The following is a 25,055-nucleotide window of genomic DNA, read 5'->3' as shown; positions in this document are numbered from 1 at the left end:
CGCACAAGAGGACTGAGCATGACAGAGCACGGACACGGCCACGAGGACTGGGTGGGCAATGACCACCTGACCAAGGTCCACGAAGAAACGCTGGGCAATGGCGCCCACATTCACGTTACCGCCCGCCAGGTCGGTGATCAGCAGTACCGGGTCGAAATGCGCGTTAATGACGCCAATGGCAACCTGCTTCATGAGCAGGTCTCCAAGAAGGAAGACGACCCGGGCCCGACGGCCGAGCTGCTCAAGTGGGGCATCGATCAGGCCAAGCGCCATGCCGGGGGGCACCGCGGCGCACCGATGAATGATCACGACCAGAAACACCCATCTGACTGATGTTTGGCCTGCGGTGAGTAATGCTCACCCGCAGGCGGGTGCTGGCAGGAAGCCAGTCCCTTGGGGTAGCCTTGGCACCCACTCGCGGTCCACCCAAGGAGCGGCTCATTCAATGGCAAAGGTCATGGTCATCACTGGCGGCAGCCGCGGCATCGGTGCTGCCACTGCGCGCCTCGCCGCGCGCGAGGGCTACCGAATCTGCATTGGCTACCAGACAGATGATCTGCAGGCCCGGCAAACGCTGGAGCAGCTTACCGCGCTCGGTGCTCGAGCCATCGCATTCAAGGGCGATGCCAGCAACGAAGACGAAGTGATCCAGATGTTCAACAGGGTCGATAACGAACTCGGCCCTGTGTCGGTGTTGGTCAACAATGCCGCGACCATCGCCCCGCAGAGCCGGCTGGAAGAGATGTCCGAGTTTCGCCTGCTCAAGCTCATGAAGACCAACGTCGTCGGCCCGATGCTCTGCGCCAAGCACGCCATCGCGCGCATGTCTGCGCACCATGGCGGTGTGGGCGGCAGCATCGTCAACGTGTCGTCGGTGGCTGCAAGGCTCGGGTCGCCCAACGAGTATGTGGATTACGCCAGCAGCAAAGGTGCCATCGACACCTTCACGTTGGGCCTTTCCAAAGAACTGGCAGGCGAAAAGATTCGCGTGAATGCCGTGCGGCCCGGCTATATCCATACTGAGTTCCACGCACTGTCCGGCGACCCGCAACGCGTGACGAAACTGGAAGGTACCTTACCGGTGGGCCGCGGCGGCCAGCCCGAAGAAGTAGCCGAGGCCATCCTGTGGCTAGCCTCCGACCTTGCCAGCTACGTCACGGGCACCTTCATCGACCTGGGCGGCGGCAGATAACCACAACCCGATGTAGCCCGTACACCACGGCCCGGCAGCTATAGCACGTCAACAAAAAGCCCCCGGTCATCGACCGAGGGCTTTTGCATTTCAGGCTCATACTTGGAGCTTGGAGCTTGGAGCTTGGAGCTTGGAGCTTGGAACTCCTCAGCTTTGCGCCGCTGCCATCCGTTGCGCGTCGTACTGGTTCTTGTCCAGTGGCTTGGCGTCCGGCATCCCCAGTTCCTGCATCGGGATGCGGTAGGTTTCACGCGCTTTCCAGGCCGCCAGGGCGCAGATCACGGTGATGCCGAAGGCGACTGCACCGACGGTGGCCGGTACGTTCTGCGAGCCGGGCGGAGCCAATGCCGCGAACAGAGCCGGGAGCAGGGCAGTGAACATGGTGCCGACGTTCTGCGAAATGGCCATGGCCGTCACGCGGTAGCGCGCCTGGAACAACTCAGGGTAGAAGCTTGGGAACACGGCGTTGTAGCCCTGGTACACCACGCCCCACATCAGCAGCGACATGCCGAAGGCCAGCGGCACGTTGTGGATGCTGATCGCGTACAGGTAGGCGAACGAGAGCAGGCCCGAGCCCAGTGCGCCACCGATGATCATCGGGCGGCGGCCGACCTTGTCGGACCAGTTGCCCACGAACGGGATCACCAGCACCGCAACGATATTGCCCACCACCGGGATCCACAGGTAAACGCTCTTCTCGAAACCGATGCCATAGGCCGGCTGCACCGCGTAGGCAGCACCGAAGATGGTCGCTACCACCGGAATCACGTTCATCAGCGCCATGCACATCACCAGGCCCATGTTCTTCCAGTTGTAGCGGAAGGCCTCGGTGATGGGCGATTTCGGGGTTTTGGAAGCTGCATCTTCCTGGGTGAACACGGGGGTTTCGTGAACTTCCTTACGGATGACCAGGCCTGCGATCAGCACGATAGCGCTGAGCAGGAACGGAATCCGCCAGCCCCAGCTATTGAACGCATCGTCCGGCATGAAGTAGGCCAGCGGCAGGAAGATCGCTGCTGCGAAAATCTGCCCTGCCTGCACACCCTGCAAGGTGTAGCTTGCGTAATAGCCCCTGCGCCCGAACGGCGCGTGTTCGAGAATCATGGAGCTTGCCCCGGAAATCTCGCCGGCCACGGCAAAGCCCTGGATCAGGCGCAGGATGACCAGCAGCGTGGGCGCCAGCATGCCTACCTGGTGGTACGTCGGCAGCAAGCCAACGGCCATGGTAGCCAGGCCCATCAGGAACATGCACAGCAGCAGCACATTCTTGCGCCCGCGGGTATCACCCAGGTGGCCGAGCACGAACGCGCCGATGGGGCGTGCGACGTAACCCACGCCGTAGGTGGCAAGCGATGCGACGATCGCGATCTTGGGGTCAGTGGCAGGGAAGAAGATTTGCGGGAAGATCAGCGCTGCCGCCTGGGCATAGATGAAGAAGTCGTAGTACTCGAGGGCCGAGCCTACCCATCCGCTGGCGGTCGCTTTTTTAGCTTGATTGGAACCGTGGGTGTCATGGCTAGCCATGGCGATCTCCGTTGTTTTTATTATCGAGCAAATGACCGTTGGTATTACGCCGCCTGGAGGAGGCGAAACTAACTGGGTGGTACATAGATACCGTCGAGCTTGATAGGTGTCAATGTTCGGCCTGGCTGGCCATCTGATAGCGTTCGATTAACGGACAGTCGCATACTTTAAACATAAAAAGAAACAAATGCTCCAGCGCCTGGGTCGAGATGCCAATAAGCCTGTGATGGAGCGGCGCCCGTGGACAAAACACAACTGATAAGCAAGTTTCGGGAGCTGGTCTCTGAGCTGGCCTACTCCGATGATGAACATGCCCTGGTGTTGAGCACCGGCATCGCGCTGGGGTGGTTGAACGCGCTGTATTACCAGGGTTTGCTCGAAGGCTTTGCCGAGTGGGAGCAACTGCACGCCGAGATCACCGAAGCGGCAGATGCCTGGGAGGCGCCACCGTTGCAAGGCGCATTGCGAGAGGGCGCACGCATCGATGTGCGCGCCCTCATGCGCGGCCGTTATTGAGCGACCGGCTTGTGCTCGGCAGGGTGCTTTTCCTGATACGGATAGAAGCGCGATTCACGCAGCGCGTGCTCGATCGATTCCAGGCTGCGGCCACGGGTCTCCGGCACGCAGCGGTAGATGAACACCAGCGAGATGATAGAAATACCGGTGTAGAGCCAGAAGGTGTGGGCAATCCCTAGCCAGGTCACCAGGCTCAGTGTGCTCAAGGTCACCAGCAGGTCGAAGAACCAATGGCTGAACGCACCGACGCTGGCGCCCTTGCCGCGTACGAACAGCGGGTAGACCTCGGCATTGATCAGCCAGATGCACACACCGAACCCACCACAGTTGAGCATCAGGTAGGCAGCCAGGCAGGCTACCGCCAGGTATCGCTGTGCGTCGGTCGAGGGGCCGGCACCCTGGAACAGGTAACCCATCAGTGCAAGGGCAACGATCGAACCCGGGATCATCCACAGCAGGTAGCGCCTGCGGCCTACCTTGTCCACCAGCCAGCTGCCAATCACCGTCATCACGACCACCAGCAAGGTACTGGCGCCAGTCGCGAGCACCGCCATCTCATCGCTGAAACCGGCCTTGGTGAGGATGGTGGGTGCGTAGTAGATCAGCGCGTTGTTGCCGGTGATCTGCGAAAACATCGAGATGCTCGCGCCCACGATCAAGGCCGGGCGTACCCACGGGTTGAACAGGTCGCGCCACGTGCCCTCAGGCTGCTTGAAAGCGACCTCGCGAATCTCTTCGATCTCGGCGCGCGCTTGCGCGGCGTTACCACGGACGCGATTGAGGACCTGCTCGGCTTCTGCCTCACGTTCTTTCATCAGCAACCAGCGCGGGCTCTCCGGCAGCACGGCCATGCCGGCCAGCAGAATCAGCGCCGGCACCACGCCCAGGCCGAACATCCAGCGCCAATGCTCACCCAGGGCAAAGCCGGTGAAATAGGCCACGCTGATGCCGAACACCACCATGAACTGAAACAGCACCACCAGTTTGCCGCGATGCTCCGGCGGCGCTACCTCGGCGATGTACACCGGGATGATCTGCGTCGAGCTGCCGGCAGACAGGCCCAGCAGAATCCGCGACAGGATCAGCAGGGTCACATTGCCCGCCATCGCCGACAGCAGCGAGCCGATGGCGAACACCACACCTACCAGCATGATCGCCCGGCGCCGGCCAAAGCGGTCCGACACCGGGCCTGTGCCCAGGCAGCCGAACAGCGCACCGAAGATGATCCCGCCGGTGACCAGTTGCTTGAGAGTGTCGTCGAGCGCGAATTCCCGGCCCAGCCCCAGCAGGGCAACGCCGATCACGCCGGTGTCGTAGCCGAACAGCAGCCCGCCCAGGGCGGCAATGACGGCGATCAGGATGACCAGCCGCGGGTTGGCCTGTGTATTGTTGTTAAGTGTCATGCACGTCTCCTTGTACGGCGCCCGGCCTGGGCGCTTGGGGTACTGACGCCTTAATTGAAGTTTGGTGCCGCAAACTTGTTAGAAAATTTGTCTATTCGAAACGATTCAGCCATAGGAAAATCCGCAATGCAGCTTCCTGCCTCACTCATCGAGCGCGCGCGTGCGCTGATGGCGCGTTCACCCCGCGTGCTGCTTGGCATCGCTGGTGCCCCCGGCGCAGGCAAATCCACCGTCGCTCAGTTGCTGGCCGAGGCCATCGGCCCCAGCGCGGTCATCGTGCCCATGGATGGCTTCCATCTCGCCAATCAGGAACTGGCAAGGCTCGGCCGTGCCGAACGCAAGGGGGCGCCCGACACTTTCGATGCCGCAGGCTATCGCGCCCTGCTGGAGCGGTTACGTACGCCGCAGGAGGGGGAGGTGATCTACGCACCGTTTTTCGACCGTGCGCTGGAGGAGGGCATCGCTGGCGCTATCGCAGTGCCTGCAAGTACCCAACTCGTGATCAGCGAAGGCAATTACCTGCTGCTGCCCGAGGAGGGCTGGGCGCCGGTCGCTGAGCTGTTCGATGAATGCTGGTATGTCGCAGTCCCCGGGGAGTTGCGCCGCCAGCGCCTGGTGGAGCGACATTGCCGATACGGCCGCACCCTGGAGCAGGCCCAGGCCTGGGTGCGCGACACCGATGAACCCAATGCGTTACGCATCGAGGCCCACCGGCAGCGGGCCGCATTGCAGGTACCCTGGGATCAGTGAGCCGGCCAATGCTGGCGCAACGCATCGAACACGCGGCTGACTGAAGGCAGCGTTCGGCAGTCGGGCCGCATCAACAGCCACAGCGCGCTGTCGCAGGCGCGCGTGTCGGCCTCCACGGCGTGCAAATGCTCGCCCACCAGCCAGTGCGGTAGCAGCGCCAGCCCCAACCCCGCCTCGGCCAGTTGCGCCAGCGCATGCAGCCCGTGCGCCTGGCAGGCCGGGCGTGCACCCGGATACCGCGCCCGCCGCCAGGTAGTGGTGGCGTGTTCGCCGCCTTCGTCGCGCAGCGCCAGCCATGGCAACGTCTCAAGCGCCCCCTGGGCGAGCAGGCGAGGGTGGCCACATAGCTGATAGCGAACGCTGGCCAAGCGCTGGCCGATCAAATGCGCCGGTGGTTGGTCGGTGATCCGAATGGCGAGGTCTGCCTCATGGCGGCTGAGGTTGGCAAAGTGCCGGGTGCTGTCGAGCAACAGCTCGATGCCGGGCCATTGGCCCATGAAGCGGCCCAATGCCGGTGCCACCAGCGCCTGTAGAACCGCTTCACTGCAGGTCAGGCGCACCGTCCCGCTGATGGTTTCCTTACCATCCAGGGCTTCGTTGCGCGCTTGTTCGAGAGCCTGCTCGGTCATCTCTGCCTGGCGCGCCAGGCGTTCGGCCAGGGGAGTGGGGCGGTAACCGCTGCGTGGTTTTTCGAACAGTTGAGCGCCCATGGCCTTTTCCAGCCGGTGAATGGCGCGGAACACGGTCGAGACGTCCTGGCCCAGCAAGCCGGCTGCCCGCGCCAGGCTGCCGCCTCGCATCAGTGCCAGCACCAGTTGCAGGTCGGCATGCTCCAATCGATAGTGCGCTGACGCAATCATTGTTTTCCACTCTGCTGATGTTCATTGCGGCTACGCAAGCTTACGCTGATCCCCGGACACTCAACCAGCGGCAGGAACAGCCTCATGAACATTGGCCTGATAGGCGACTACAACCCTCAAGTCCTGGCTCACCAGGCGATCCCCAAAGCGTTGAGCTGCGCGGCCGAAGTACTGGGCCACTCGATCACCACGCACTGGCTGGCCAGCGACAGCCTGGCGCAGGTCGATTGGGCCGATTACGACGGCGTGTGGGTGGTGCCGGCCGGCCCTTACCGCGATGGCGAGGCGGTGGTGTCGGCTATCGAGCACGCCAGGCGAACCGGCCTGCCATTGCTCGGGACGTGTGCAGGGTTTCAGCACGCGGTGCTGGAATTCGCCAGGCACGCCTTGGGCATGGCTGACGCAGTGCATGCCGAGTGGCCAGGCCAACAGGGCCGTGTGGTAATCGCCCCGTTGGCGTGCGCGTGGGTAGAAATAAGCCAGCAGGTACGGTTGCAGCCCGGGTCCCGGCTTGCCCAGGCCTATGCCAGCCTGCGTTTGCAGGCCGGGTTTCACTGCAGCTATGGCCTGGCACCTGAACTCACCGAAGCCTTGCAGGCCAGCGACCTGCGCCCGGTTGCCTGGGCCGAAGATGGCCAGGTGCTGGGCCTTGAGCTGGCGGGCCACCCGTTTTTCTGCCTGACGTTATTCCAGCCGGAGCGCGCGGCCCTGAAAGGGCAGGTGCCTGCGGCGGTATTGGCGTTGCTGGCAGCTGCGCATGTCCATCGTCAGGCACGCGGGATACACCTGGCCGTAACACCGTCCCCTCCTTATACCGCTGTGGTGTTCAGCTCGCGGCGCGCACCGTGTGAGGCGGGTTACAGCGCCTGTGCCGAGCAGATGCTCGCTCTGGCGCGCGACCAGCCCGGTTTTATCGGCGTGGAAAGCGCGCGAGGGGAGGATGGGCTGGGCCTGACCGTCTCTTACTGGCAAGACGCTGCCGCCGCGGCTGCCTGGCAGCGGCAGGCTGAACATCTCGATGCGCAGCGGCTTGGCAAAGCGTGCTGGTACAGCGATTACCGGGTTCGGGTCCTGCGCGCCGAGCGCGAATACGGGCCCGCAACCCCACTGTGATCGGATTCACCTGCCGCTCGCCGTCTCGTACTAGGTAAAAGTGTGGCCTTGCTGTAGGCTCGCGCTCTTTAGCCATGTGCTGTGCCGACGCAGGAGGCGCGCTCAGTGAAACACGACGACAGCCGCGCGCGACGCGTCAAGATGGGCGAACAGATGGCAGAGTGGGGTCGGCAGTGGACGCTGGAAACCGACATGATTCGCTGCCCGTTCTGCCACAGTGTTCAAACCGCCACCCACGCCGACCGCTCGTTCGTCCATGATCCCGGCTGCCGTGGCGCCGGGCTGGGCGATCAGTACCCGTGGCGGGCGCTGGCGTGGATTCTTCGGGAGCTGTAAGCCAGGCCTAGGCCTGGCGCGTTCGCAAGAATGCAACCAGCGTTTCCACCGCCGAATGCGCACCCTCACGCACCACCAGTGCCGCGCGCCGCTGCAAGGCCGGCGCCAGGCCGAACTGCAGCACCCCGGCCGCGCCGGCTGGCGCTTCGCTGGCCGGCAACAGCGTGACCCCTTCGCCCCGCTGCACCTGAGCAGCGGCAGCGCCCCAGCTCTCTGCTGTAGCGCGCACATCCGCAAGCCTGAGCCCCGCACGCTCGAACAGCGGGTTCACCTGCTCGCCATGCGCAAGCACGAACGGCTGCCCCGCCAGGTCGCCCAGGCTCAGGCGCGTGCCACGATCGCGGCGGGCAAAGGCGTGGCTGGCGGGCACCCAGGCCAGCCATTCTTCCTTGCCCAACGCAAGCGCCTGTCGCTGCAGCGCCGCGTCCGGCAACAGAGCGATGTCGGCGGCGCCCTGTTCCAGCCAGCGCTCGACCTCGACCGTGGTGCCCGACGATTGCACCACCTCTACCTGCGGATGCGCGGTGATGAATGCCTGCAAGGGCTCGGCCAATGTCTGGGCACTGGCACAGGGCACGCACGCCAGGTGCACGACGCCGTGGTGATTGCCCAGGCGCTGGGCAACCTGTTCGCGGATGCCGTCGAAGGCTTCGAGCATGCGCCTGGCGCCGGCAATCACATCCTCACCAAAGGCGGTGGCATGTGCCGGACGTGGGTCTCGATTCAACAGAGTCGACCCCAGCGCCTGCTCCAACTGGCTGACCGCCTGGCTGGCGGCGGAGGTGGTAACGCCGCATTGGCGCGCAGCCTGGCTGAAGCTGCCGGTGTCGGCCACGGCCAGCAGCAGGCGCCAGTGGTGCAGGTTCATCATGGGGGCTTCTTCCTTGAGTGGCATGAGCGGGCCATTCTACGGCGAGAAGTGAGCGGGCGGGGAGGCGGTGCGACAAGCCATTACCAAATTCGCAGTGGCCGAGCGCGTAGCGCAAAAACAGGAAAGCGGGCAGAAACTGCCCGCTCATGCGGCAAACCTGGCGGCGTTGCGCCAGGCAACCAGCGGCTTACTGCTGCTTGGTTTCGCCTTTGGGCTGGCTTTTGCCACCCACTGCGCCGCTGCCCTTTTGCGTGCCATGAGTGTCATGGCTCTGCTTGCTGTGGCCTTGCGGAGTGCGCTGCGGGTCTGGAATGGACGCGCCACCATTGCCGCCATCGGTGGCGGAGCTGGGGTTGGCCTGGGTGCTGGGGTTGCCGGTGTTGTGCATCGGCTCATTGGAGGCGCCGGCCTGGGGTTGCGCCGCCAGAGCGGTGAGCGAAGCCGCAGAGAACAGCGCGGCAAGGGCGAGGCTGGCAAGTGGCTTTTTCATCGGTCTTTTCCTTGGCAGGGATAGTTATCGCTTGGGCGCCATCAGGGCGGCTTGGTGCCCTGATGGCGACGAACGGTCATGCCTGCCCGGGCCAGCCACCGGCCAGGGCCTTGTAGAGGCGGACGCGGTCCAGGGCCACGGCGGTCTTGCTGGCGACCTGCGCACTTTGGGTGTCGAGCAGCGCGCGCTGCACGTTGAGCACATTCAAAAAGTCGATAGCCCCTTCGCGGTAGCGCTGGTTGGCAGCCTCCAATGCCTCGCGGTTCTGCACCACCGCTTCGTCGAGTGCCTGATAATGGCGTTGTTCGGCCTGGTAGTCGCTCAACGCATCGGCCACTTCATGCCAGGCCGCAAGCACGGTGCGCCGGTAGTCGATCGCCGCCGCCTGGGCCTGCTGTTCACGCAGCGCCAGGGTGCCGGTCAGCCGCCCGCCTTGAAACAGCGGCAGGTAAAGGGCTGGGCCGTAGCTCCAGTCACGTGCCGCCCAGTCGCTCAGGTTCGAGCCTTCCAGGCTTTGCCCACCGAAGCTGGCGCCAAGCGTGACTCGCGGATAGAAGTCGGCCTTGGCCATGCCCACCTGCGCGATAGCCTGATGCAGCGCGGCTTCAGCGCGGCGGATGTCGGGGCGCCGGCGCGCCAGTTGTGAGGGCAGCCCAAGAGGTACTTCTGCAGCCGGGGCTATCAGAGGTTTCGGCATACCCAGCGCCGGCTGCAAGGCGCCCGGTGGCTGGCCTTGCAGATAACTCAGGGCGTTGATCAGCCGACTCTGCTCGGCCTCCAGTGGCGCCACTCGCGCCTCGACCGTGGCGACTTGCGCGGCAGCGTTGGCCACGTCCAGGTGGGTGGTCACGCCGTTGTCGAAGCGGGTGCGCGTCAGTGCCAGGCTTTGCTGGGCGATGCTCAGGTTCTGCCAGTTCACCTCCAGCTGCGCCTGAACCCCGCGCAGGCGCAGGTAATCGGCTGCCGCCTGCGCGGCCAACGACAGCGCCAGGGCGTCGCGGTCGGCCTGGCTGATCTGCACCTGGGCCTGCGAGGCCTCCAGCGAGCGGCGCACGCGGCCCCAGAGGTCCAGCTCCCAGCTGGCGTCCAGGCTGGCGGTCCATAACTCGAACGGCGCCTGGCCGTTCTCGCCAGAAGGGTCGTTCAGGCCTTCGCCGCTGTTGCGCTGGCGTTGGTAGCCGCCATGGCTGGCCAGCCCCGGCAAACGCTGCGAGCCGCTCACGCGCAGCAGGCTTCGGCTCTGCTCCAGGCGGTTGCTGGCGCTGGCCATGTCCAGGTTGGCCTGCACCGTGCGCTCCACCAGCGCGCTCAATTGTTCGTCGCCCAGGCTCTGCCACCAGTGGCTGTCCAGCGGGTGCTGCGTCGTCTCGGCAGCCCATCGGTTCGGTAGCTCGGCCGCCGGCGGCCTGAAATCCGGGCCGACGCTGCAGCCGGCGATGGCCAGGGACGAAGTCGCCAGGAGCATTGCAAGCTTGCGCATCACTCAGTGCTCCTGTGCCACGTTCACATCCACCACCACCGACATGCCTACCCGCAACGCCCTGAGGGCGTCGGCTGCGTCGTCGAAGCGGACCTTGACCGGAATGCGCTGAACGATCTTGGTGAAGTTGCCGGTGGCGTTGTCGGCCCCGATAGCTGAAAAGCTCAAGCCCGTGGCCGGTGCCAGGCTTTCAAGGTGGCCGTGGAAAACCTGGTCCGGGTGGCTGTCCACGCGCAGTTCTACGCTTTGGCGGGCCTGCATGTGGGCCAGTTGGGTTTCACGGAAGTTGGCGATCACATACAGATCATCCAGCGGTACCACTGCCATCAGCGGCGCGCCCGGCTGCACCCAGGCCCCGACGCGGGCGCCGCGCTGGCCGATCATGCCGTCGAAAGGGGCGGTAATGCGCGTGTAGCTCAGGTTCAGCTCGGCCTGGTGCTCGGCGGCCTGGTAGCGGGCAAGCGTAGCCTGTGCCACCTGGCGCTGGGCGTTGAGCACGTCCAGTGCGCGGTCGGCAGCCACTTGCGCGGCAGCGTCGCGCTCGCGCGCCGCCTGGGCGGCCAGCAGCTCGGCTTCCGAACGCTGGCGGTCTTGCTGGGTGCCGGCGCCGGTGTTGGAGAGGTTGCGGTAGCGCTGGGCATTGGCCTGGGCGAAGGTGAGGTTGGCTTCGGTGGCGCGCACGGTCGCGCCGGCCTGGCGGATCAGCGCACCCTGGCGGCCGATGCTGGCCTGCAGGTTGGCAAGCTCGGCCTGTGCGCCGGCCACATTGGCCTTGGCTGCGGCCAGTGCTGCCTGAAAGTCTGCGTCGTCCAGCCGCGCCAGCACGTCGCCACGGCGCACGCGCTGGTTGTCGTCGACGGCGACTTCGGCGATCTGGCCGGCCACGCGCGGGCGCGACCAGCACCGAGTCGGCGCGGATGTAGGCATCGTCGGTGCTTTCATGGCCGTCGCTGGCCAGCAGGCGCCAGCCGGTATAGCCGGCGCAGGCCACCAGGGCCAGGCACAGCAGGGAAATTGCGCTTCTGTGTTTCATGAGGGCACCGGGGGTTGCGGTGGATAGGGGCGTGTGGGCACGGTCAGCAGCACCAGCAGGGCCAGGCCGATGACCGCCAGCAACGCCAGGTAGGCGTCGGCGTAGGTGAGCACGAACGCCTGCTCGCGCACGCGGGCCGCAAGGTTCAGGCTGGCCTCGGCGGGCAGCGCGACGCGGCTGTTCATCGCTTGGTCGAGCAGGTGGTTGCTGTGCAGGTGCTCGCGCCAGGTGGTGAAGTTTTCCAGCGCCACACCCGCCAGGGTGGCACCCAGGCCGCGCAGGCTGTTGACCATCGCCGAGGCGAATGGCCCTTCCTGCGGCGCAATCACGCCGGTGGCAGCCATCAGCAGCGGCACCACCACCATCGGCTGGCCCACCATCTGCAATACCTGCCACAGGTAGAAGTCGTCGCGCACCCAGCCACTGGTGAGCTGCGCGTTGCCCAGGCAGGCGATGGCGATCAGCCCCAGGCCGAGCGCGATCACGTAGCGCGCATCCACGCTGTTGCGGTTGACCACCCAGGCCACCAGCGGCGCGATCAACAGCTGCGGCAGGGCCATGGTCAGCGCCAGCGGCATGGTCTGGATCGGGCGATAGCCCTGCACATGGCCCAGGTACGCTGCCGGCAGGGCGCTGCCGGCCAGGGCGATGAATACGAACAGCATCAATTGCAGGATGCCGTAGCTGAAGTTGCGCCGCGCCAGCAGCTGCACGCGAAAAGCGGCAGCGGGTGAAACCATTCGTTGAGCAGGAACAGCGGCAGGCACACCGCAGCACCGAGCAGGCACAGCACCACCAGCGGTGAGGCCAGCCAGTCCAGCCGTTCACCTTGGGTCAGGCCCACCACCAGCAATGCCAGCCCTCCGACACCCAGCAAGGCGCCGCGCCAGTCCAGCTGGGCGAAGCGCTCCAGGCGCAATGGGTCCTGCGGCAAGCCGTAGGCGATCAATGCGCCGCCCAGCCCGCAGGCCGGCACCACCTGCCAGAACAGCAGCCGCCAATCGCCACCCTCGCTCCACACCGCTGCCAGCGGCAGCGCCAGGTTCGGGCCGAAGGTGGCTGTCATGGCGTAGGCGGAGAGCCCATAGAGCTTGTAATGCCAGGGCAGAAAGCGCAGCGCTACGGTCATCAGCAGCGGCGGCAAAAAACCACCGGCCAGGCCCTGGAGTACCCGCAGCAGCAAGAGGCTGGCATAGTTCGGCGCCAGCGGGCTGAGCACGCCGAACAGCGCGAACGCGAAAGTGGCCACCAGGGCGAAGCGGCGCAGCGAAAAGGTCACCGCCAGCCACGGCGCGATGAGCATCGCCGAGACCTCGGCGGCCGCGTAGGCAGAGCTGATCCAGCTGCCTTCGTCACGCCCCAGGCCGAAATTGCCCAGCAGGTCGGCCAGCGCGATGTCGGTCACACGGTCGTTGATGCCAGAAGCCAGTGCGGCAATCAGCACGCCCACCAGGCCCAGCATCAAGCGCGGGGTGAATGGAGCAGGGGCGGGGGGAGGGGTTGGTTTCATTTGAAATGCTTAGCAACAAAAACTACTATTCGGTACAGTGTATTGCCAGATGATACAGGTGAGCAAGTCCATGACAGAACAAGAAAAGGGCGGCATTCAGGTCATTTCCCGCGCTGCCGCGATTCTGCGCAGCCTGCAGGATGAACCTGATGGCCTGAGCCTGGGGGCGATCGCCAAGCGCATCGACCTGCCGCGCTCGACCGTGCAACGGCTGGTCGATGCCCTTGCGCTCGAGCAACTGCTGGACGTGCAGGGCGCCGCTGGCGTGCGGCTGGGGCCGGCGTTGATGCGGCTGGCCAGCCACAGCCACGTCGATATCCTCAGCCTCACCCGCCCACATCTGGAGGCGCTGGCCCAGGACAGCGGTGAAACCGTGGTGCTGGTGCAAGCAGCAGGCCTGGAAATCCTCATCCTGCAATCGGTGGTGTCGCGCCAGACGCTGCGCGTGGCACCGGGCGATGGCAGCTACCTGTCGATCTACGCCACCTCGGCGGGCAAGGTGCTGCTCTCGCGCATGAGCGATGCAGCGGTGACCACGCTACTGGAAGGCAAGATGCAGCGCCTGACCGCCAACACCCGCACGCTGGAGCAACTGCTGCCGGAGCTGGCGGGCATTCGTTCGGAAAATTTCTCGTGCGACATGGAAGAGCACCTGCCCGGCGTCGGCGCCATGTCGGTGGGGCTGGACACCGCGCAGGGGACGTATGCGCTGAGCATCGTCGGGCCTGCGGGGCGGATCGACGGCGGGCGAGTGCGGTTGCGGGCGTTGTTGGAGGGGTGTGTGCGCAAGATTGGGGGTGGAATTACAGGCAACTGACCGCTTTTGCGGTCGCCAAGTTGCGCCTATGATAGCCGCCTCACCTAAGAAGGCCTCGACATGGACCTGCCGCTGATTCTTGGAACTCTCGAACGACATTTGCCAAATTGGCAGGCTTTTTATCTGTTCGGTAGCCATGCTCATGGAACAGATCGGCCCGACAGCGACCTGGATCTTGCTGTGCTTTGTGATGGTCCTCCTCTTGATCCGGTCCGAATGTGGGAAATCGCCCAGATAGTGGCAGAAGTTGCTCGCTGTGATGTTGATTTGATCGACCTCAAGTCAGCCTCCACAGTACTGCAGTGGCAAATTGTGGTGCACGGCGAACGCCTGAAGGCCCGTCAGCCACTCACGGGAGATTTCGAAGCGAAGGTGGTTCAGCAAAAGTTTGAACTGGATGCCCTGCGAGCCAGGCAATTAAAAGATATCCGGGAAAATGGGAGTGTTTATGGATGACGATGTACTGATCAACAAAGCTGCGACGGTGGAACGCTGCGTCGCCCGCGCTCGAGAAGAATACGCAAAGAACCCCGATACATTCGCCACTGACTTCACTCGCCAGGATGCAGCCATTCTCAACCTGCAGCGAGCGTGCCAAGCGTCATTGGACATGGGCCAGCACGTCGTTCGTATGAGAAAACTTGGTATCCCTCAGCGGTATCAGGACGTATTCACTTTTCTCGAACAGGCCCAACTGATCGATCAGCCTTTATCAGACTCCATGAAACGTATGTGCGGGTTCAGGAACATCGCCGTGCATGAGTACCAAAAGGTCCAATTGCCCATTACTGTCGCAATCATCAAACACGACCTCGACGATTTCACCACCTTCACCCGCACCCTGCCGCCATTGCCCCCGCACTAACTCCCGCGCAATCACCATCCGCTGAATCTCGCTGGACCCTTCGTAAATCTGGGTAATGCGCGCATCGCGGTAATACTTCTCGACCGGGTAATCCTCCAGGTACCCATACCCGCCATGCACCTGCAGCGCCTTGGAGCACACCCATTCGGCAACTTCGGAAGCGAACAGCTTGGCCTGCGAGGCTTCGCTCAGGCACGGCAGGCCGGCGCTGCGCAGGCGGGCAGCGTGTAGGGTCATAAGGCGTGCGGCGTTGAGGCGGGTGTGCATGTCGGCCAGGTGATTGGCCACGCTTTGATGTTCGGCAATCGGTTTGCCGAACTGCTGGCGTTCAAGGGCGTAGGTACGCGCCGCGTCCATCGCGGCGCGGGCAATGCCAACTGCCTGGGCGGCAATGCCGATGCGGCCGCCTTCCAGGTTGGCCAGGGCGATGGCCAGGCCCTTGCCACGCTCGCCCAGCAGGTTGGCAGCCGGTATGCGGCACCCTTGCAGGCTGATCGCGCAGGTGTCGGAGGCGCGGATGCCCATCTTGCGCTCGCAGCGCTCGACCATAAAGCCGGGCGTATCGGTCGGCACCAGAAACGCTGAAAGCCCTTTTTTGCCCAGCGCCGGGTCCGTCACCGCGAATACGATCGCCAGGCCGGCACGCTGGCCGTTGGTTACGAACTGCTTGGCGCCATCGAGTACCCAATGCTCGCCATCCAATACTGCACGGGTGCGCAGGTTGTGCGCTTCGGAGCCAGCCTGAGGCTCGGTGAGGCAGAAGCAGCCAATCACCTCGCCACTGGCCAGGCGCGGCAGCCAGGTGTCCTGCTGGGCGCTGTTGCCAAATTGCAGGATCGGCCCGCAGCCCACCGAGTTGTGCACGCTCATCAAGGTGCCGACAGCGCCGTCGGCGGCGGAGACTTCCTCCACTGCCAACGCGTAGGCGACGTAGTCCAGGTAACTGCCACCCCATTGCTCGGGCACCACCATGCCCAGCAAACCCAGCTCACCCATCTGCTTGACCAGCGCGTCATCCACCCAGCCTGCAGCCTCGCAGGCGCGGGCGCGGGGGGCGATTTCCTGCCGGGCGAACTGGCGGGCCATGTCGCGGAACATCACTTGTTCTTCGGACAGTTCAAGATCGTGCATCACCTGCTCCTTGTGGCGGGCCTGTTCACAGGCCTTCGAAGAATGTTTCCCAATCGGCGGGCGCCAGCGCGTCAACGCTTGGATGGCGCCAGCGGGGTTGCCTGTCCTTGTCGACCAGTTGCGCACGCACCCCTTCGAGAAAGTCGCCATGTTCCAGCCACTTCTGGCCAACGTGGGTTTCCTGGGCGAAGCAGGCCTCAAGGCTTGCGTGGCGGCCGCGGCGCAGCATCTGCAAGGTCACGGCCATCGCCAGTGGCGAGCGCTGCTCCAGCAGGCCCGCAGTGGCCAGTGCCCATTCACGGCTGGCGCCCAGGTTGACCTGGCGCAATTGCTGATGAATGGCCGCAATGTCCTGCTGGGCGAAGAAATGATCGATGGCCGGGCGCAGCTCGGCCAGGGGCGGATTGGGCAGCGCTTGGGTTCCCAGGCGGGCCAGCAGGTTCTGCAGGTCCTTGAGGGGCGAGTCGGTCCACTGGATGTCGGCCAGCCCCTGGGTCAGGTCAGCCAGGCGCTCGCGCGGCACGTGCCAGTCGGCCAGCCCGCAGTACAGCGCATCGGCGGCGCCCACACGCTGGCCGGTCAGCCCCAGATAAGTGCCCAGCTCGCCGGGGATGCGCGAGAGGAAGTAGCTGCCGCCTACATCAGGGAAAAAGCCGATGGCAGTTTCGGGCATGCCAAGTTGGCTGTGCTCGGTCACCACGCGCAGCTCGCAGGCCTGCGCCAGGCCCATGCCGCCGCCCAGGCAATAGCCGTCGATGATCGCCAGCAACGGCTTGCGGTAATGATGAAGCAGCAGGTCGAGGGCGTACTCTTCGCTGAAGAACGACTCGTGCAGGCCCAACTGGCCCAGGTAGCTGTCGTACAGCGCGCGCACATCGCCGCCGGCACAGAAGGCCTTGTCGCCGCTGCCGCGCAGCACCACGGCATGCACGCCGTCGTCGTGCGCCCAGCCCTGCAGTGCAGCGGTGAGCTGGCGCACCATGTCGAGCGTCAGGGCGTTGAGGCCGGCGGGGCGGTTCAGGGTCAGGAAACCAATGTGATTGCTGACATGCGCCAGCACGTGTTGGTCAAGGACGGTGCGGGGGATGGTGCTTGTACGGTCATCGAGAGCGCTACTCCAGGTGCGGTTCAGCCAGCCAGCGAGGGCATGCTGCCAGCGCATTACTGCGCCGGCAACGGGCACTCACGCAGGCGTGGCCTGCATTTTTGCCATGCACCTGAGCGTAGCTGATTCACTCACGCCTCGACGGGCGGTTCCTGGCTGGGTGGGTCGCCTACGGGCGGGCTGGGCGGTGGTGGTTCCACCGGCGTGGGGTCAGGATCGGTCGCGGGCGGCAGGCGGGCTTGTCGATGTTCGGATCAGGCGTCTTGGCGGGGACTGGAAGAGTCATGTGGGCGTGCTCCTTGTTCGAGTGTGGCGGCAAGTTGCTTGTCGATGGACCACACTCATGGCGCAACGATCCCGCTGAACTTTCGCAGCCGCTCTGCCTTCGAACTCCAGTAACCCTTAAACAGCGCGCCCGCCGGCGCAAGGAGCCCCCGCTCATGGCAGCAGAACAGCCCTTCGAACAAGGCCCGGTAGCCGCTCACAGCCATGGCCATGACAGCCCATTGAGCCTGTCCCAGGCGCTGTTGTTGCCGCGCATCGCCATCGAGTCGGTCAGCCCTGTGCTGGAGGCTGGCGCTTTCGGCGTCAAAGGCCTGGCCGGTCGTACAGAGACCGTCGATGCCAAGGTGTTCACCGATGGCCACGACAAGTTGGCTGTCGTCCTGCGTTGGCGCCGAGCCGGCACCGATGCCTGGCACAGCGTCTCGATGCAGGACCTGGGCAATGACAGTTGGCAAGCCAGCTTCACCCCGGATGAAATCGGCCGTTACCTGTTCTGCGTCGAGGCCTGGAAGACGAATTCGCAAGCTACCGCTACGAGCTGGAGAAGAAGTACGGCGCCGGTGTGCCGGTTGAGCTGGAGCTCGAAGAAGGGCGCCTGATGCTTCAGGGCGCGCAGGAACGCAGCGACGGCACCTTGCGCCAGCAGTTGCGCGACCTGCACGACCAACTGGCGCCACTGGGTGTAGATGAAAAGGTGGCACTGCTGCTGCGCAGTGACACGCGCGCGCTGATGGCTCTGGCCGACCACCGCCCGTTCCTGTCGAAAAGCCCGGAATACCCGCTGGAAGTCGAGCGCTCACTGGCAGAATTCGCCAGCTGGTACGAGCTGTTCCCACGCTCGATCACCGACGACAAGGCTCGCCACGGCACCTTCAACGACGTGCACGCGCGTTTGCCGATGATCCGTGACATGGGTTTCGATGTGCTGTATTTCCCGCCCATTCACCCGATCGGCCGAGCCCACCGCAAAGGCCCGAACAACTCTCTCACCGCAGGCCCCGATGACGTCGGCAGCCCCGATGCCATCGGCAGCGCCGACGGCGGCCACGAGGCCATTCACCCGCAACTGGGCAGCCGCGAAGACTTCCGCAATCTGGTCAAGGCCGCCGCAGAGCATGGCCTGGAGATCGCCCTGGATTTCGCCATCCAGTGCTCCCAGGACCACCTCTGGCTCAAGGAGCACCCGGGCTGGTTCTCGTGGCGCCTGGACGGCACGATCCGCTATGCCGAAAACCCGCCGAAGAAGTACCAGGACATCGTCAACGTCGACTTCTACGCGGCAGACGCGGTGCCCAGCCTGTGGCTGGCTTTGCGCGACGTGGTCTGGGGTTGGGTGCAGGAGGGCGTGAAGATCTTCCGCGTGGACAATCCGCACATGAAGCCGTTGCCGTTCTGGCAATGGCTGATCGACGACATCCGCTCGCAGGACCCCGAGGTGATGTTCCTCGCCGAGGCGTTCACCAAGCCTGCGATGATGGCGCGCCTGGGCAAGGTGGGTTACAGCCAGAGCTACACCTACTTCACCTGGCGCAACACCAAGGCAGAGCTCAGCGAGTACTTCACCGAGCTGAATCAGCCGCCCTTGGCGCACTGCTACCGGCCGAATTTCTTCGTCAATACGCCGGACATCAACCCGTACTTCCTGCACGACTCCGGGCGCGCGGGCTTTCTGCTGCGCGCAGCGCTGGCGACCATGGGTTCGGGCCTGTGGGGCATGTATTCGGGCTTCGAACTGTGCCAGTCGGCACCGGTACCCGGCAAGGAAGAGTACCTGGACTCCGAGAAATACGAGATCCGCCCGCGCGACTTCACACAACCCGGCAACATCGTGGCCGAAATCGCCCAGCTCAACCGCATCCGCCGGCAGAACCCCGCGCTGCAAAGCCACTTGGGCTTTACGGCATTGCCCTGCTGGAACGATCAGATTCTCTACTTCGCCAAACGCACTCCCGACCGCAGCAACTACATTCTGATTGCTGTGAGCCTCGACCCGCACAACGCTCAGGAGGCGCACTTCGAGCTGCCGCTGTGGGAGCTGGGTTTGGGTGACGACGCCGCCACCCATGGTGAAGACCTGATGAATGGCCACACCTGGACCTGGTACGGCAAGACCCAGTTCATGCGCATCGATCCATCGCAGCTGCCTTTCGGCATCTGGCGCATCACCACCGCCCCGGAGGTAGGTCATTGAGATGGCAAAGAAGCCCCGCACTACTGCGTTTCTGAACGACCCGCTCTGGTACAAGGACGCGGTCATCTACCAGGTGCACGTGAAGTCGTTTTTCGATGCCAACAATGACGGCATCGGCGACTTCGCCGGGTTGATCGCCAAGCTCGATTACATTGCAGGGCTTGGCGTGAACACCCTGTGGCTGCTGCCGTTTTTCCCCTCGCCACGTCGCGACGACGGCTATGACATCGCCGAATACAAGGCCGTCCATCCCGATTACGGTACCCTGGCCGATGCACGGCGCTTGATCGCCGAGGCGCACAAGCGCGGGCTGCGGGTGATCTGCGAGCTGGTCATCAACCACACCTCCGACCAGCACCCCTGGTTCCAGCGCGCACGCCAGGCGAAGAAGGGCAGCAAGGCGCGGGACTTCTACGTCTGGTCCGATGACGACCACAAGTACGACGGCACGCGGATCATCTTCCTCGATACCGAAAAGTCCAACTGGACCTGGGACCCGGTGGCTGGCCAGTATTTCTGGCACCGCTTCTATTCGCACCAGCCAGACCTGAATTTCGACAACCCGCAGGTGATGAAAGCGGTCATCGACGTGATGCGCTTCTGGCTCGACATGGGCGTCGACGGCCTGCGCCTGGACGCCATCCCCTATTTGGTCGAGCGCGACGGCACCAACAACGAAAACCTCCCTGAAACTCACGCGGTGCTCAAGCAGATCCGTGCCGAGATCGACGCCAACTATCCCGACCGCATGCTGTTGGCCGAGGCCAACCAATGGCCGGAAGATACCCAGCAGTACTTCGGCGAAGGCGAGGGCGACGAGTGCCACATGGCGTTTCACTTCCCCTGATGCCGCGCATGTACATGGCCATCGCCCAGGAAGACCGCTTCCCGATCACCGACATTCTGCGCCAGACCCCCGACATCCCGGCCAAGTGCCAGTGGGCGATCTTCCTGCGCAACCACGATGAGCTAACGCTGGAGATGGTCACCGACCGCGAGCGCGACTACCTCTGGGATTATTATGCGGCCGACCGCCGCGCACGCATCAACCTGGGCATCCGCCGGCGCCTGGCGCCGCTGCTGGAGCGTGATCGGCGGCGGGTCGAGCTGCTCAACAGCCTGCTGCTGTCGATGCCGGGCACCCCGACGCTGTACTACGGCGACGAGATCGGCATGGGACAGAACATCTTCCTCGGCGACCGCGACGGCGTGCGCACGCCGATGCAGTGGTCGATCGATCGCAATGGTGGCTTCTCCCGCGCGGATCCGGCGCAGCTGGTGCTGCCGCCGATTCAGGATTCCCTGTACGGCTATGCCTCGGTCAACGTCGAGAGCCAGGACCGCGACCCGCATTCGCTGCTCAACTGGACCCGGCGCATGCTGGCTGTGCGCAAGCAGCAAAAGGCCTTCGGCCGCGGCACCCTGCGCATGCTGGCGCCGAGCAACCGGCGAATTCTGGCCTATGCCCGCGAGTACACCGACGAGCAGGGCCGCACCGAAACCATCCTGTGCGTGGCCAACCTGTCGCGCGCCGCCCAGGCAGCAGAGCTCGAATTGAGCACCTTCTCTGGCCGTGTGCCGGTCGAGATGCTTGGCGGCAGTGCATTCCCGCCCATTGGCCAGTTGCCGTTTCTGCTGACCTTGCCCCCTTATGCCTTCTATTGGTTTTTGCTCGCCCCGGAGGATCAGATGCCCAGCTGGCACGTCGAAGCGGCCGAGCCGCTGCCTGAATTTGCGACACTGGTGCTGAAAAAGCGCCTCGAAGAACTGCTCGAAGCCCCCAGCCGCCAGACATTGGAAGATACCGCGCTGCGCCAGTACCTGCCCAAGCGGCGCTGGTTCGGCGGCAAAGACCTGCCGGTGGATCAGGTGCGCATCGTTTACGGCACTCGCTTCTCCGCATTGCCTTACCCGGCGCTGCTCAGCGAGATCGAAGTGGTGCAGGGCGAGCAGGTAAGCCGTTATCAGTTCCCCTTCGGCCTGCTGCCGGAGGAGCACATCAACAAGGCGCTGCCGCAGCAACTGGCACTGGCGCGTGTGCGCCGGGGCCGCCAGGTCGGGCTGATCACCGACGGCTTTGTGCTCGAAAGCTTCATCCGCGCCGTGGTGCAGGGCCTGGCCCAAGGGACGGTGCTGACGTGCGATGAGGGCGAGCTACAGTTCAGTGCGACCGAGCACCTGCCTCGCCTGAACCTGGGCAACGAGCCTGAGGTGCGCTACCTGAGCGCCGAGCAATCGAACAGCTCGGTGGTCATCGGGGGTGCGATGGTGCTGAAGATGATCCGCAAGGTCAGCGGCGGCATCCATCCGGAGCTTGAGATGGGTGCCTTCCTGACCGCCGCCGGTTACGCCAATATCTCGCCACTGCTCGGCTCGGTGAGCCGGGTGGGCAAAGACGGCACGCCGCACCTGCTGATGATTGCCCAGGGCTATCTGGACAATCAGGGCGACGCCTGGCAGTGGACGCAGAACAGCCTCGAACGGGCGGTGCGCGATGCCCTGGAGCACGCACAGTCCGGCCAGGATGCGCATTACGATGCGCTGGGTGAGCTGGAGGCCTTTGCCACGTTGCTGGGCCAGCGTTTGGGTGAAATGCATGTAGCCCTCGCCGGGCCTACAGGCGACGAAGCCTTTGCTGCGCGCGCCAGTACGAAAAAAGATGCCGAGCAATGGACCCAAAGCGTGAGCGCGCAGGTCGAACGTGCGCTACAGCTTGATAGACCAGAACAAGGACGCTCTCGCTGATGACGCTCGCTCCCTCGTTGCAACCGTGCTCGCCCAGCGCACCGCGCTGCTCGAGCGCGTGCGCGCGTTGGCCAAGCAAGCGCAGGGCGGCCTGATCATGCGTGCGCACGGCGACCTGCACCTGGGCCAGATCCTGGTGGTCAAGGGCGATGCGTTCCTGATCGACTTCGAAGGCGAGCCGGCCCGGCCGCTGGAAGAGCGCCGAGGTAAATACAGCCCCTACAAGGACGTCAGCGGCGTGCTGCGTTCGTTCCATTACGCCGCTGCCATGGCCGTACGCAACGCCCAGTCAGTGGACGCCACTGCGGGGCAGAGGATGCCCGGCAGCGCGTTGCAAAAGACTATTACAAACGCTCCACGGAGGCTTTCCTGGGCGCTTATGAAAAGGCCACTGCTGCTGTGCCGCACGCCTGGGCCGATGCCCAGGGCGCGCAGGCAGCTTGCACCTTGTTCAGCCTTGAAAAAGCCGCTTACGAAATCGCCTATGAAGCCGAAAATCGGCCGGCCTGGCTGGCGGTGCCCCTGCAGGGTTCGCTGGCCTGCTCGGCGCCTGACTGGGAGAAGTACGATGCAACACGCGCCACATGACTCACGCCCCGGACTGTTTCCGGCGCAGGCTGAAATCGAGGCGCTGGTGCGCGCCGAGCACGGCAACCCGTTCGCCGTGCTGGGTGCTCATGACGACGGCCACGGTGGCCGTTTCATTCGCGCCTACCTTCCCAATGCCCTGCGAGTTGAAGCGCTGGGTTGGCATGACGACAACGTACGTGCAGAGCTGCAGCAGCACCGCGTGCCGGGCTTTCGCAGCCCAGGTGCCTGGTGATGAGGGTTACCGGCTGCGCATCCACTGGGCCGGTGGCGAGCAGGTGACGGCCGACCCCTACAGTTACGGTGAACTGCTGGGCGAAATGGACCTGTACCTGTTCGCCGAGGGCAACCACCGCAACCTCAGTAGCGCGCTGGGTGCGCAGCTGACTGAGATCGGCGGTGTGCAAGGCGTGCGGTTCAGTGTGTGGGCACCTAATGCCCGCCGGGTATCGGTGGTCGGCCATTTCAACGGCTGGGATGGCCGCCGCCATCCAATGCGCCTGCGCAAACCGTCGGGTGTGTGGGAAATCTTCATTCCCGGGCTCACTGCCGGTGAGGCGTACAAGTACGAAGTGCTGGGCGAGCACGGCATCCTGCCGCTCAAGGCCGATCCCATGGCGCTGGCGACCGAGCTGCCACCTCTGACCGCCTCCAAGGTGGCACCGCCGCTGGACTACGCCTGGAACGACAGCGCCTGGATGGAGCAGCGGCTGCAGACCGACTCGACCAAGCCGGTTTCGATCTACGAACTACACGCAGGCTCCTGGGAAGTTGAAGTCAACGAAGCCGGTGAAGTCCTCGCGCCTGTACAACTGGCACGAGCTGGCCGACCGCTTGATTCCCTACATCCAAAAGATGGGCTTCACCCACATCGAACTGCTGCCGATCATGGAACACCCCTTCGGTGGCTCCTGGGGTTACCAGCCGCTGTCGCAATTCGCACCTTCGGCTCGCTACGGCACGCCTCAGGATTTCGCAGCGTTCGTCGATCGCTGCCATCAGGCCGGTATCGGCGTGATTCTGGACTGGGTGCCTGCGCATTTCCCCACCGACGAACACGGCCTTGCCCGGTTCGATGGCACGGCGTTGTATGAATACGACAACCCTCACGAAGGCTTTCACCAGGATTGGAATACGCTGATCTACAACCTCGGCCGCACCGAGGTGCACGGGTTCATGATCGCCTCGGCGCTGCACTGGCTGCGCCACTTCCACGTCGATGGCCTGCGAGTGGATGCCGTGGCCTCGATGCTGTACCGCGACTATTCCCGTAAAGCCGGTGAGTGGGTACCGAACCGCTACGGTGGGCGCGAGAACCTGGAGTCGATCGACTTCCTGCGCCACCTCAATGATGTGGTGCGCCACGAAGCCCCTGGCGCCATGGTGATCGCTGAAGAGTCCACGGCCTGGCCGGGCGTGAGCCAGCCTACAGAGCAGGGCGGCCTGGGGTTTGCCTACAAATGGAACATGGGCTGGATGCATGACACGCTGCACTACATCCAGAATGACCCGATCCACCGCAGGCATCACCACAACGAGCTGAGCTTCGGGCTGGTGTACGCCTACTCCGAGCATTTCGTGCTGCCGATTTCCCATGACGAAGTGGTGCACGGCAAAAAAGCGCTGATCGACAAGATGCCCGGCGACCGCTGGCAGAAATTCGCCAACCTGCGCGCCTACCTGGCGTTCATGTGGGCGCACCCGGGCAAGAAGCTGCTGTTCATGGGCTGTGAAATCGGCCAGTGGCGCGAGTGGAACCACGATCACCAGATCGATTGGTATCTGACGCAATACACCGAGCACAAAGGCGTGCAAACGCTGGTAGCCGACCTGAACCGCCTCTATCGCGAGCAGCCCGCTCTGCATGACCAGGACTGCAAGCCGCAGGGCTTCCAATGGTTGATCGGAGACGATGCTGCCAACAGCGTCTACGCGTTCCTGCGCTGGAGCAAAGAGGGTGAGCCGCTGTTGGTGGTGGCCAACTTCACGCCCGAGGTGCGCGAGGGTTATCGCATCGGTGTGCCGTTCGCCGGGCAGTGGGGCGAGCTGATCAACACTGACGGGCAGGAGTACTCGGGCGGCAATGTGGGTAACGGGGGGAGTGGCCACCGATGAAGTGCCAGGCCACGGCCAGCCTTACTCGTTGTGCCTGACGCTGCCGCCGTTGGCAGTGCTGGCGCTGAAGCCACAGGCCTAGCCGCATCGACCTGCTATGCCCGTTACCGATCCGCCCAGCGAATCGGGCGGGCA

General features: G+C 64.2%; 17 protein-coding genes and 6 pseudogenes. 13 read left to right on the top strand and 10 right to left on the bottom strand.

Translation table 11 applies throughout. From position 1 onward, the window contains the following. Positions 1-18: 18 nt before the first annotated feature. Together LN139_RS11130 and LN139_RS11125 are read left to right on the top strand one after the other, a co-directional pair. On the top strand, positions 19-333 hold the full coding sequence (locus tag LN139_RS11130) for a hypothetical protein (RefSeq protein WP_236359923.1): 315 nt from the start codon (positions 19-21) through the stop codon (positions 331-333). Between the two features lie 112 nt (positions 334-445). Beyond that, on the top strand, positions 446-1,192 hold the full coding sequence (locus LN139_RS11125; RefSeq protein ID WP_236359922.1) for an SDR family oxidoreductase: 747 nt from the start codon (positions 446-448) through the stop codon (positions 1,190-1,192). A gap of 147 nt (positions 1,193-1,339) precedes the next feature. On the opposite strand, the gene LN139_RS11120 is transcribed toward LN139_RS11125, so the two are convergent. Continuing rightward, entirely contained in the window at positions 1,340-2,716 is a 1,377-nt protein-coding gene (locus tag LN139_RS11120; RefSeq protein WP_236359921.1) for an MFS transporter, read from the bottom strand. A gap of 240 nt (positions 2,717-2,956) precedes the next feature. On the opposite strand from LN139_RS11120, the gene LN139_RS11115 reads away from it, so the two are divergent. After that, positions 2,957-3,232 (top strand): hypothetical protein, encoded by a 276-nt coding sequence (locus tag LN139_RS11115; protein ID WP_236359920.1) that lies wholly within the window; start codon positions 2,957-2,959, stop codon positions 3,230-3,232. Here LN139_RS11115 and LN139_RS11110 read toward each other — a convergent pair. Beyond that, positions 3,226-4,635 (bottom strand): sugar porter family MFS transporter, encoded by a 1,410-nt coding sequence (locus LN139_RS11110; protein ID WP_236359919.1) that lies wholly within the window; start codon positions 4,633-4,635, stop codon positions 3,226-3,228. The two genes, LN139_RS11115 and LN139_RS11110, sit on opposite strands and share 7 nt — an antisense overlap. Before the next feature lie 126 nt (positions 4,636-4,761). Here LN139_RS11110 and LN139_RS11105 point away from each other — a divergent pair, with 126 nt between their 5' ends. Continuing rightward, the gene (locus LN139_RS11105; protein ID WP_236359918.1) at positions 4,762-5,385 is read left to right on the top strand and encodes a nucleoside/nucleotide kinase family protein; all 624 of its coding nucleotides are present in this window, start codon (positions 4,762-4,764) and stop codon (positions 5,383-5,385) included. Here LN139_RS11105 and LN139_RS11100 read toward each other — a convergent pair. Continuing rightward, positions 5,379-6,245 carry a LysR family transcriptional regulator gene (locus LN139_RS11100; protein WP_236359917.1) on the bottom strand — a complete coding sequence of 289 codons (867 nt, stop codon included), beginning with the start codon at positions 6,243-6,245 and terminating at the stop codon, positions 5,379-5,381. The two genes, LN139_RS11105 and LN139_RS11100, sit on opposite strands and share 7 nt — an antisense overlap. 84 nt (positions 6,246-6,329) lie before the next feature. On the opposite strand from LN139_RS11100, the gene LN139_RS11095 reads away from it, so the two are divergent. Together LN139_RS11095 and LN139_RS11085 are read left to right on the top strand one after the other, a co-directional pair. Then, positions 6,330-7,358 (top strand): antibiotic biosynthesis monooxygenase, encoded by a 1,029-nt coding sequence (locus LN139_RS11095; protein WP_329611037.1) that lies wholly within the window; start codon positions 6,330-6,332, stop codon positions 7,356-7,358. A gap of 105 nt (positions 7,359-7,463) precedes the next feature. Then, complete coding sequence (locus LN139_RS11085; protein ID WP_236359916.1) at positions 7,464-7,694, top strand: hypothetical protein; 231 nt, start codon at positions 7,464-7,466, stop codon at positions 7,692-7,694. Positions 7,695-7,701: 7 nt separating this feature from the next. Here LN139_RS11085 and LN139_RS11080 read toward each other — a convergent pair whose 3' ends face one another. From LN139_RS11080 to LN139_RS25655, 5 genes and pseudogenes are all read right to left on the bottom strand, one after another. Beyond that, positions 7,702-8,565, bottom strand: a complete 864-nt coding sequence (locus LN139_RS11080; protein ID WP_236359915.1) for a LysR family transcriptional regulator — start codon at positions 8,563-8,565, stop codon at positions 7,702-7,704. Between the two features lie 187 nt (positions 8,566-8,752). Continuing rightward, on the bottom strand, positions 8,753-9,055 hold the full coding sequence (locus LN139_RS11075; RefSeq protein ID WP_236359914.1) for a hypothetical protein: 303 nt from the start codon (positions 9,053-9,055) through the stop codon (positions 8,753-8,755). Positions 9,056-9,131: 76 nt separating this feature from the next. Then, a complete protein-coding gene (locus LN139_RS11070; protein WP_236359913.1) occupies positions 9,132-10,535 on the bottom strand; it encodes an efflux transporter outer membrane subunit in 1,404 nt (467 codons plus the stop codon). Between the two features lie 3 nt (positions 10,536-10,538). After that, positions 10,539-11,477: an HlyD family secretion protein gene (locus LN139_RS11065; RefSeq protein ID WP_236359912.1), complete on the bottom strand. Its 939-nt coding sequence runs from the start codon at positions 11,475-11,477 to the stop codon at positions 10,539-10,541. Between the two features lie 87 nt (positions 11,478-11,564). Beyond that, a pseudogene (locus tag LN139_RS25655) lies at positions 11,565-13,078 on the bottom strand (MFS transporter). Positions 13,079-13,148: 70 nt separating this feature from the next. On the opposite strand from LN139_RS25655, the gene LN139_RS11055 reads away from it, so the two are divergent. Genes LN139_RS11055 through hepT form a run of 3 tightly spaced genes read left to right on the top strand, consistent with a single transcriptional unit; the run spans position 13,149 to position 14,760 of the window. Further along, a complete protein-coding gene (locus LN139_RS11055) occupies positions 13,149-13,895 on the top strand; it encodes an IclR family transcriptional regulator (protein WP_236359911.1) in 747 nt (248 codons plus the stop codon). A gap of 60 nt (positions 13,896-13,955) precedes the next feature. Then, positions 13,956-14,351: a type VII toxin-antitoxin system MntA family adenylyltransferase antitoxin gene (gene mntA / locus LN139_RS11050; protein WP_236359910.1), complete on the top strand. Its 396-nt coding sequence runs from the start codon at positions 13,956-13,958 to the stop codon at positions 14,349-14,351. Next, complete coding sequence (hepT, locus tag LN139_RS11045; protein WP_236359909.1) at positions 14,344-14,760, top strand: type VII toxin-antitoxin system HepT family RNase toxin; 417 nt, start codon at positions 14,344-14,346, stop codon at positions 14,758-14,760. The genes mntA and hepT overlap by 8 nt, the downstream gene beginning before the upstream one ends. Here the strand turns inward: hepT and LN139_RS11040 are convergent. Beyond that, positions 14,758-15,891, bottom strand: a pseudogene (locus LN139_RS11040) (acyl-CoA dehydrogenase family protein); the annotation flags it as partial. The gene hepT and the pseudogene LN139_RS11040 overlap by 3 nt on opposite strands. 25 nt (positions 15,892-15,916) lie before the next feature. Further along, positions 15,917-17,053 carry an enoyl-CoA hydratase/isomerase family protein gene (locus LN139_RS11035; RefSeq protein WP_236359908.1) on the bottom strand — a complete coding sequence of 379 codons (1,137 nt, stop codon included), beginning with the start codon at positions 17,051-17,053 and terminating at the stop codon, positions 15,917-15,919. 383 nt (positions 17,054-17,436) lie between these two features. On the opposite strand from LN139_RS11035, the pseudogene LN139_RS11030 reads away from it, so the two are divergent. From LN139_RS11030 to glgB, 4 pseudogenes are all read left to right on the top strand, one after another. Further along, positions 17,437-19,472: pseudogene (locus LN139_RS11030) on the top strand (alpha-1,4-glucan--maltose-1-phosphate maltosyltransferase). A 1-nt stretch (position 19,473) separates the two neighbouring features. Next, positions 19,474-22,191 (top strand): annotated as a pseudogene (treS, locus tag LN139_RS11025) (maltose alpha-D-glucosyltransferase); the annotation flags it as partial. A gap of 84 nt (positions 22,192-22,275) precedes the next feature. Beyond that, positions 22,276-22,805 (top strand): annotated as a pseudogene (locus tag LN139_RS25650) (hypothetical protein); the annotation flags it as partial. Then, positions 22,786-25,002, top strand: a pseudogene (glgB, locus tag LN139_RS11020) (1,4-alpha-glucan branching protein GlgB). The pseudogenes LN139_RS25650 and glgB, both read left to right, overlap by 20 nt. The last annotated feature ends 53 nt before the right edge of the window (positions 25,003-25,055 follow it).

The sequence above is a fragment of the Pseudomonas sp. KNUC1026 genome (genome assembly GCF_021650705.1).
Lineage (GTDB): Bacteria > Pseudomonadota > Gammaproteobacteria > Pseudomonadales > Pseudomonadaceae > Aquipseudomonas.
This window is presented reverse-complemented; position numbering and strand designations above follow the sequence as displayed.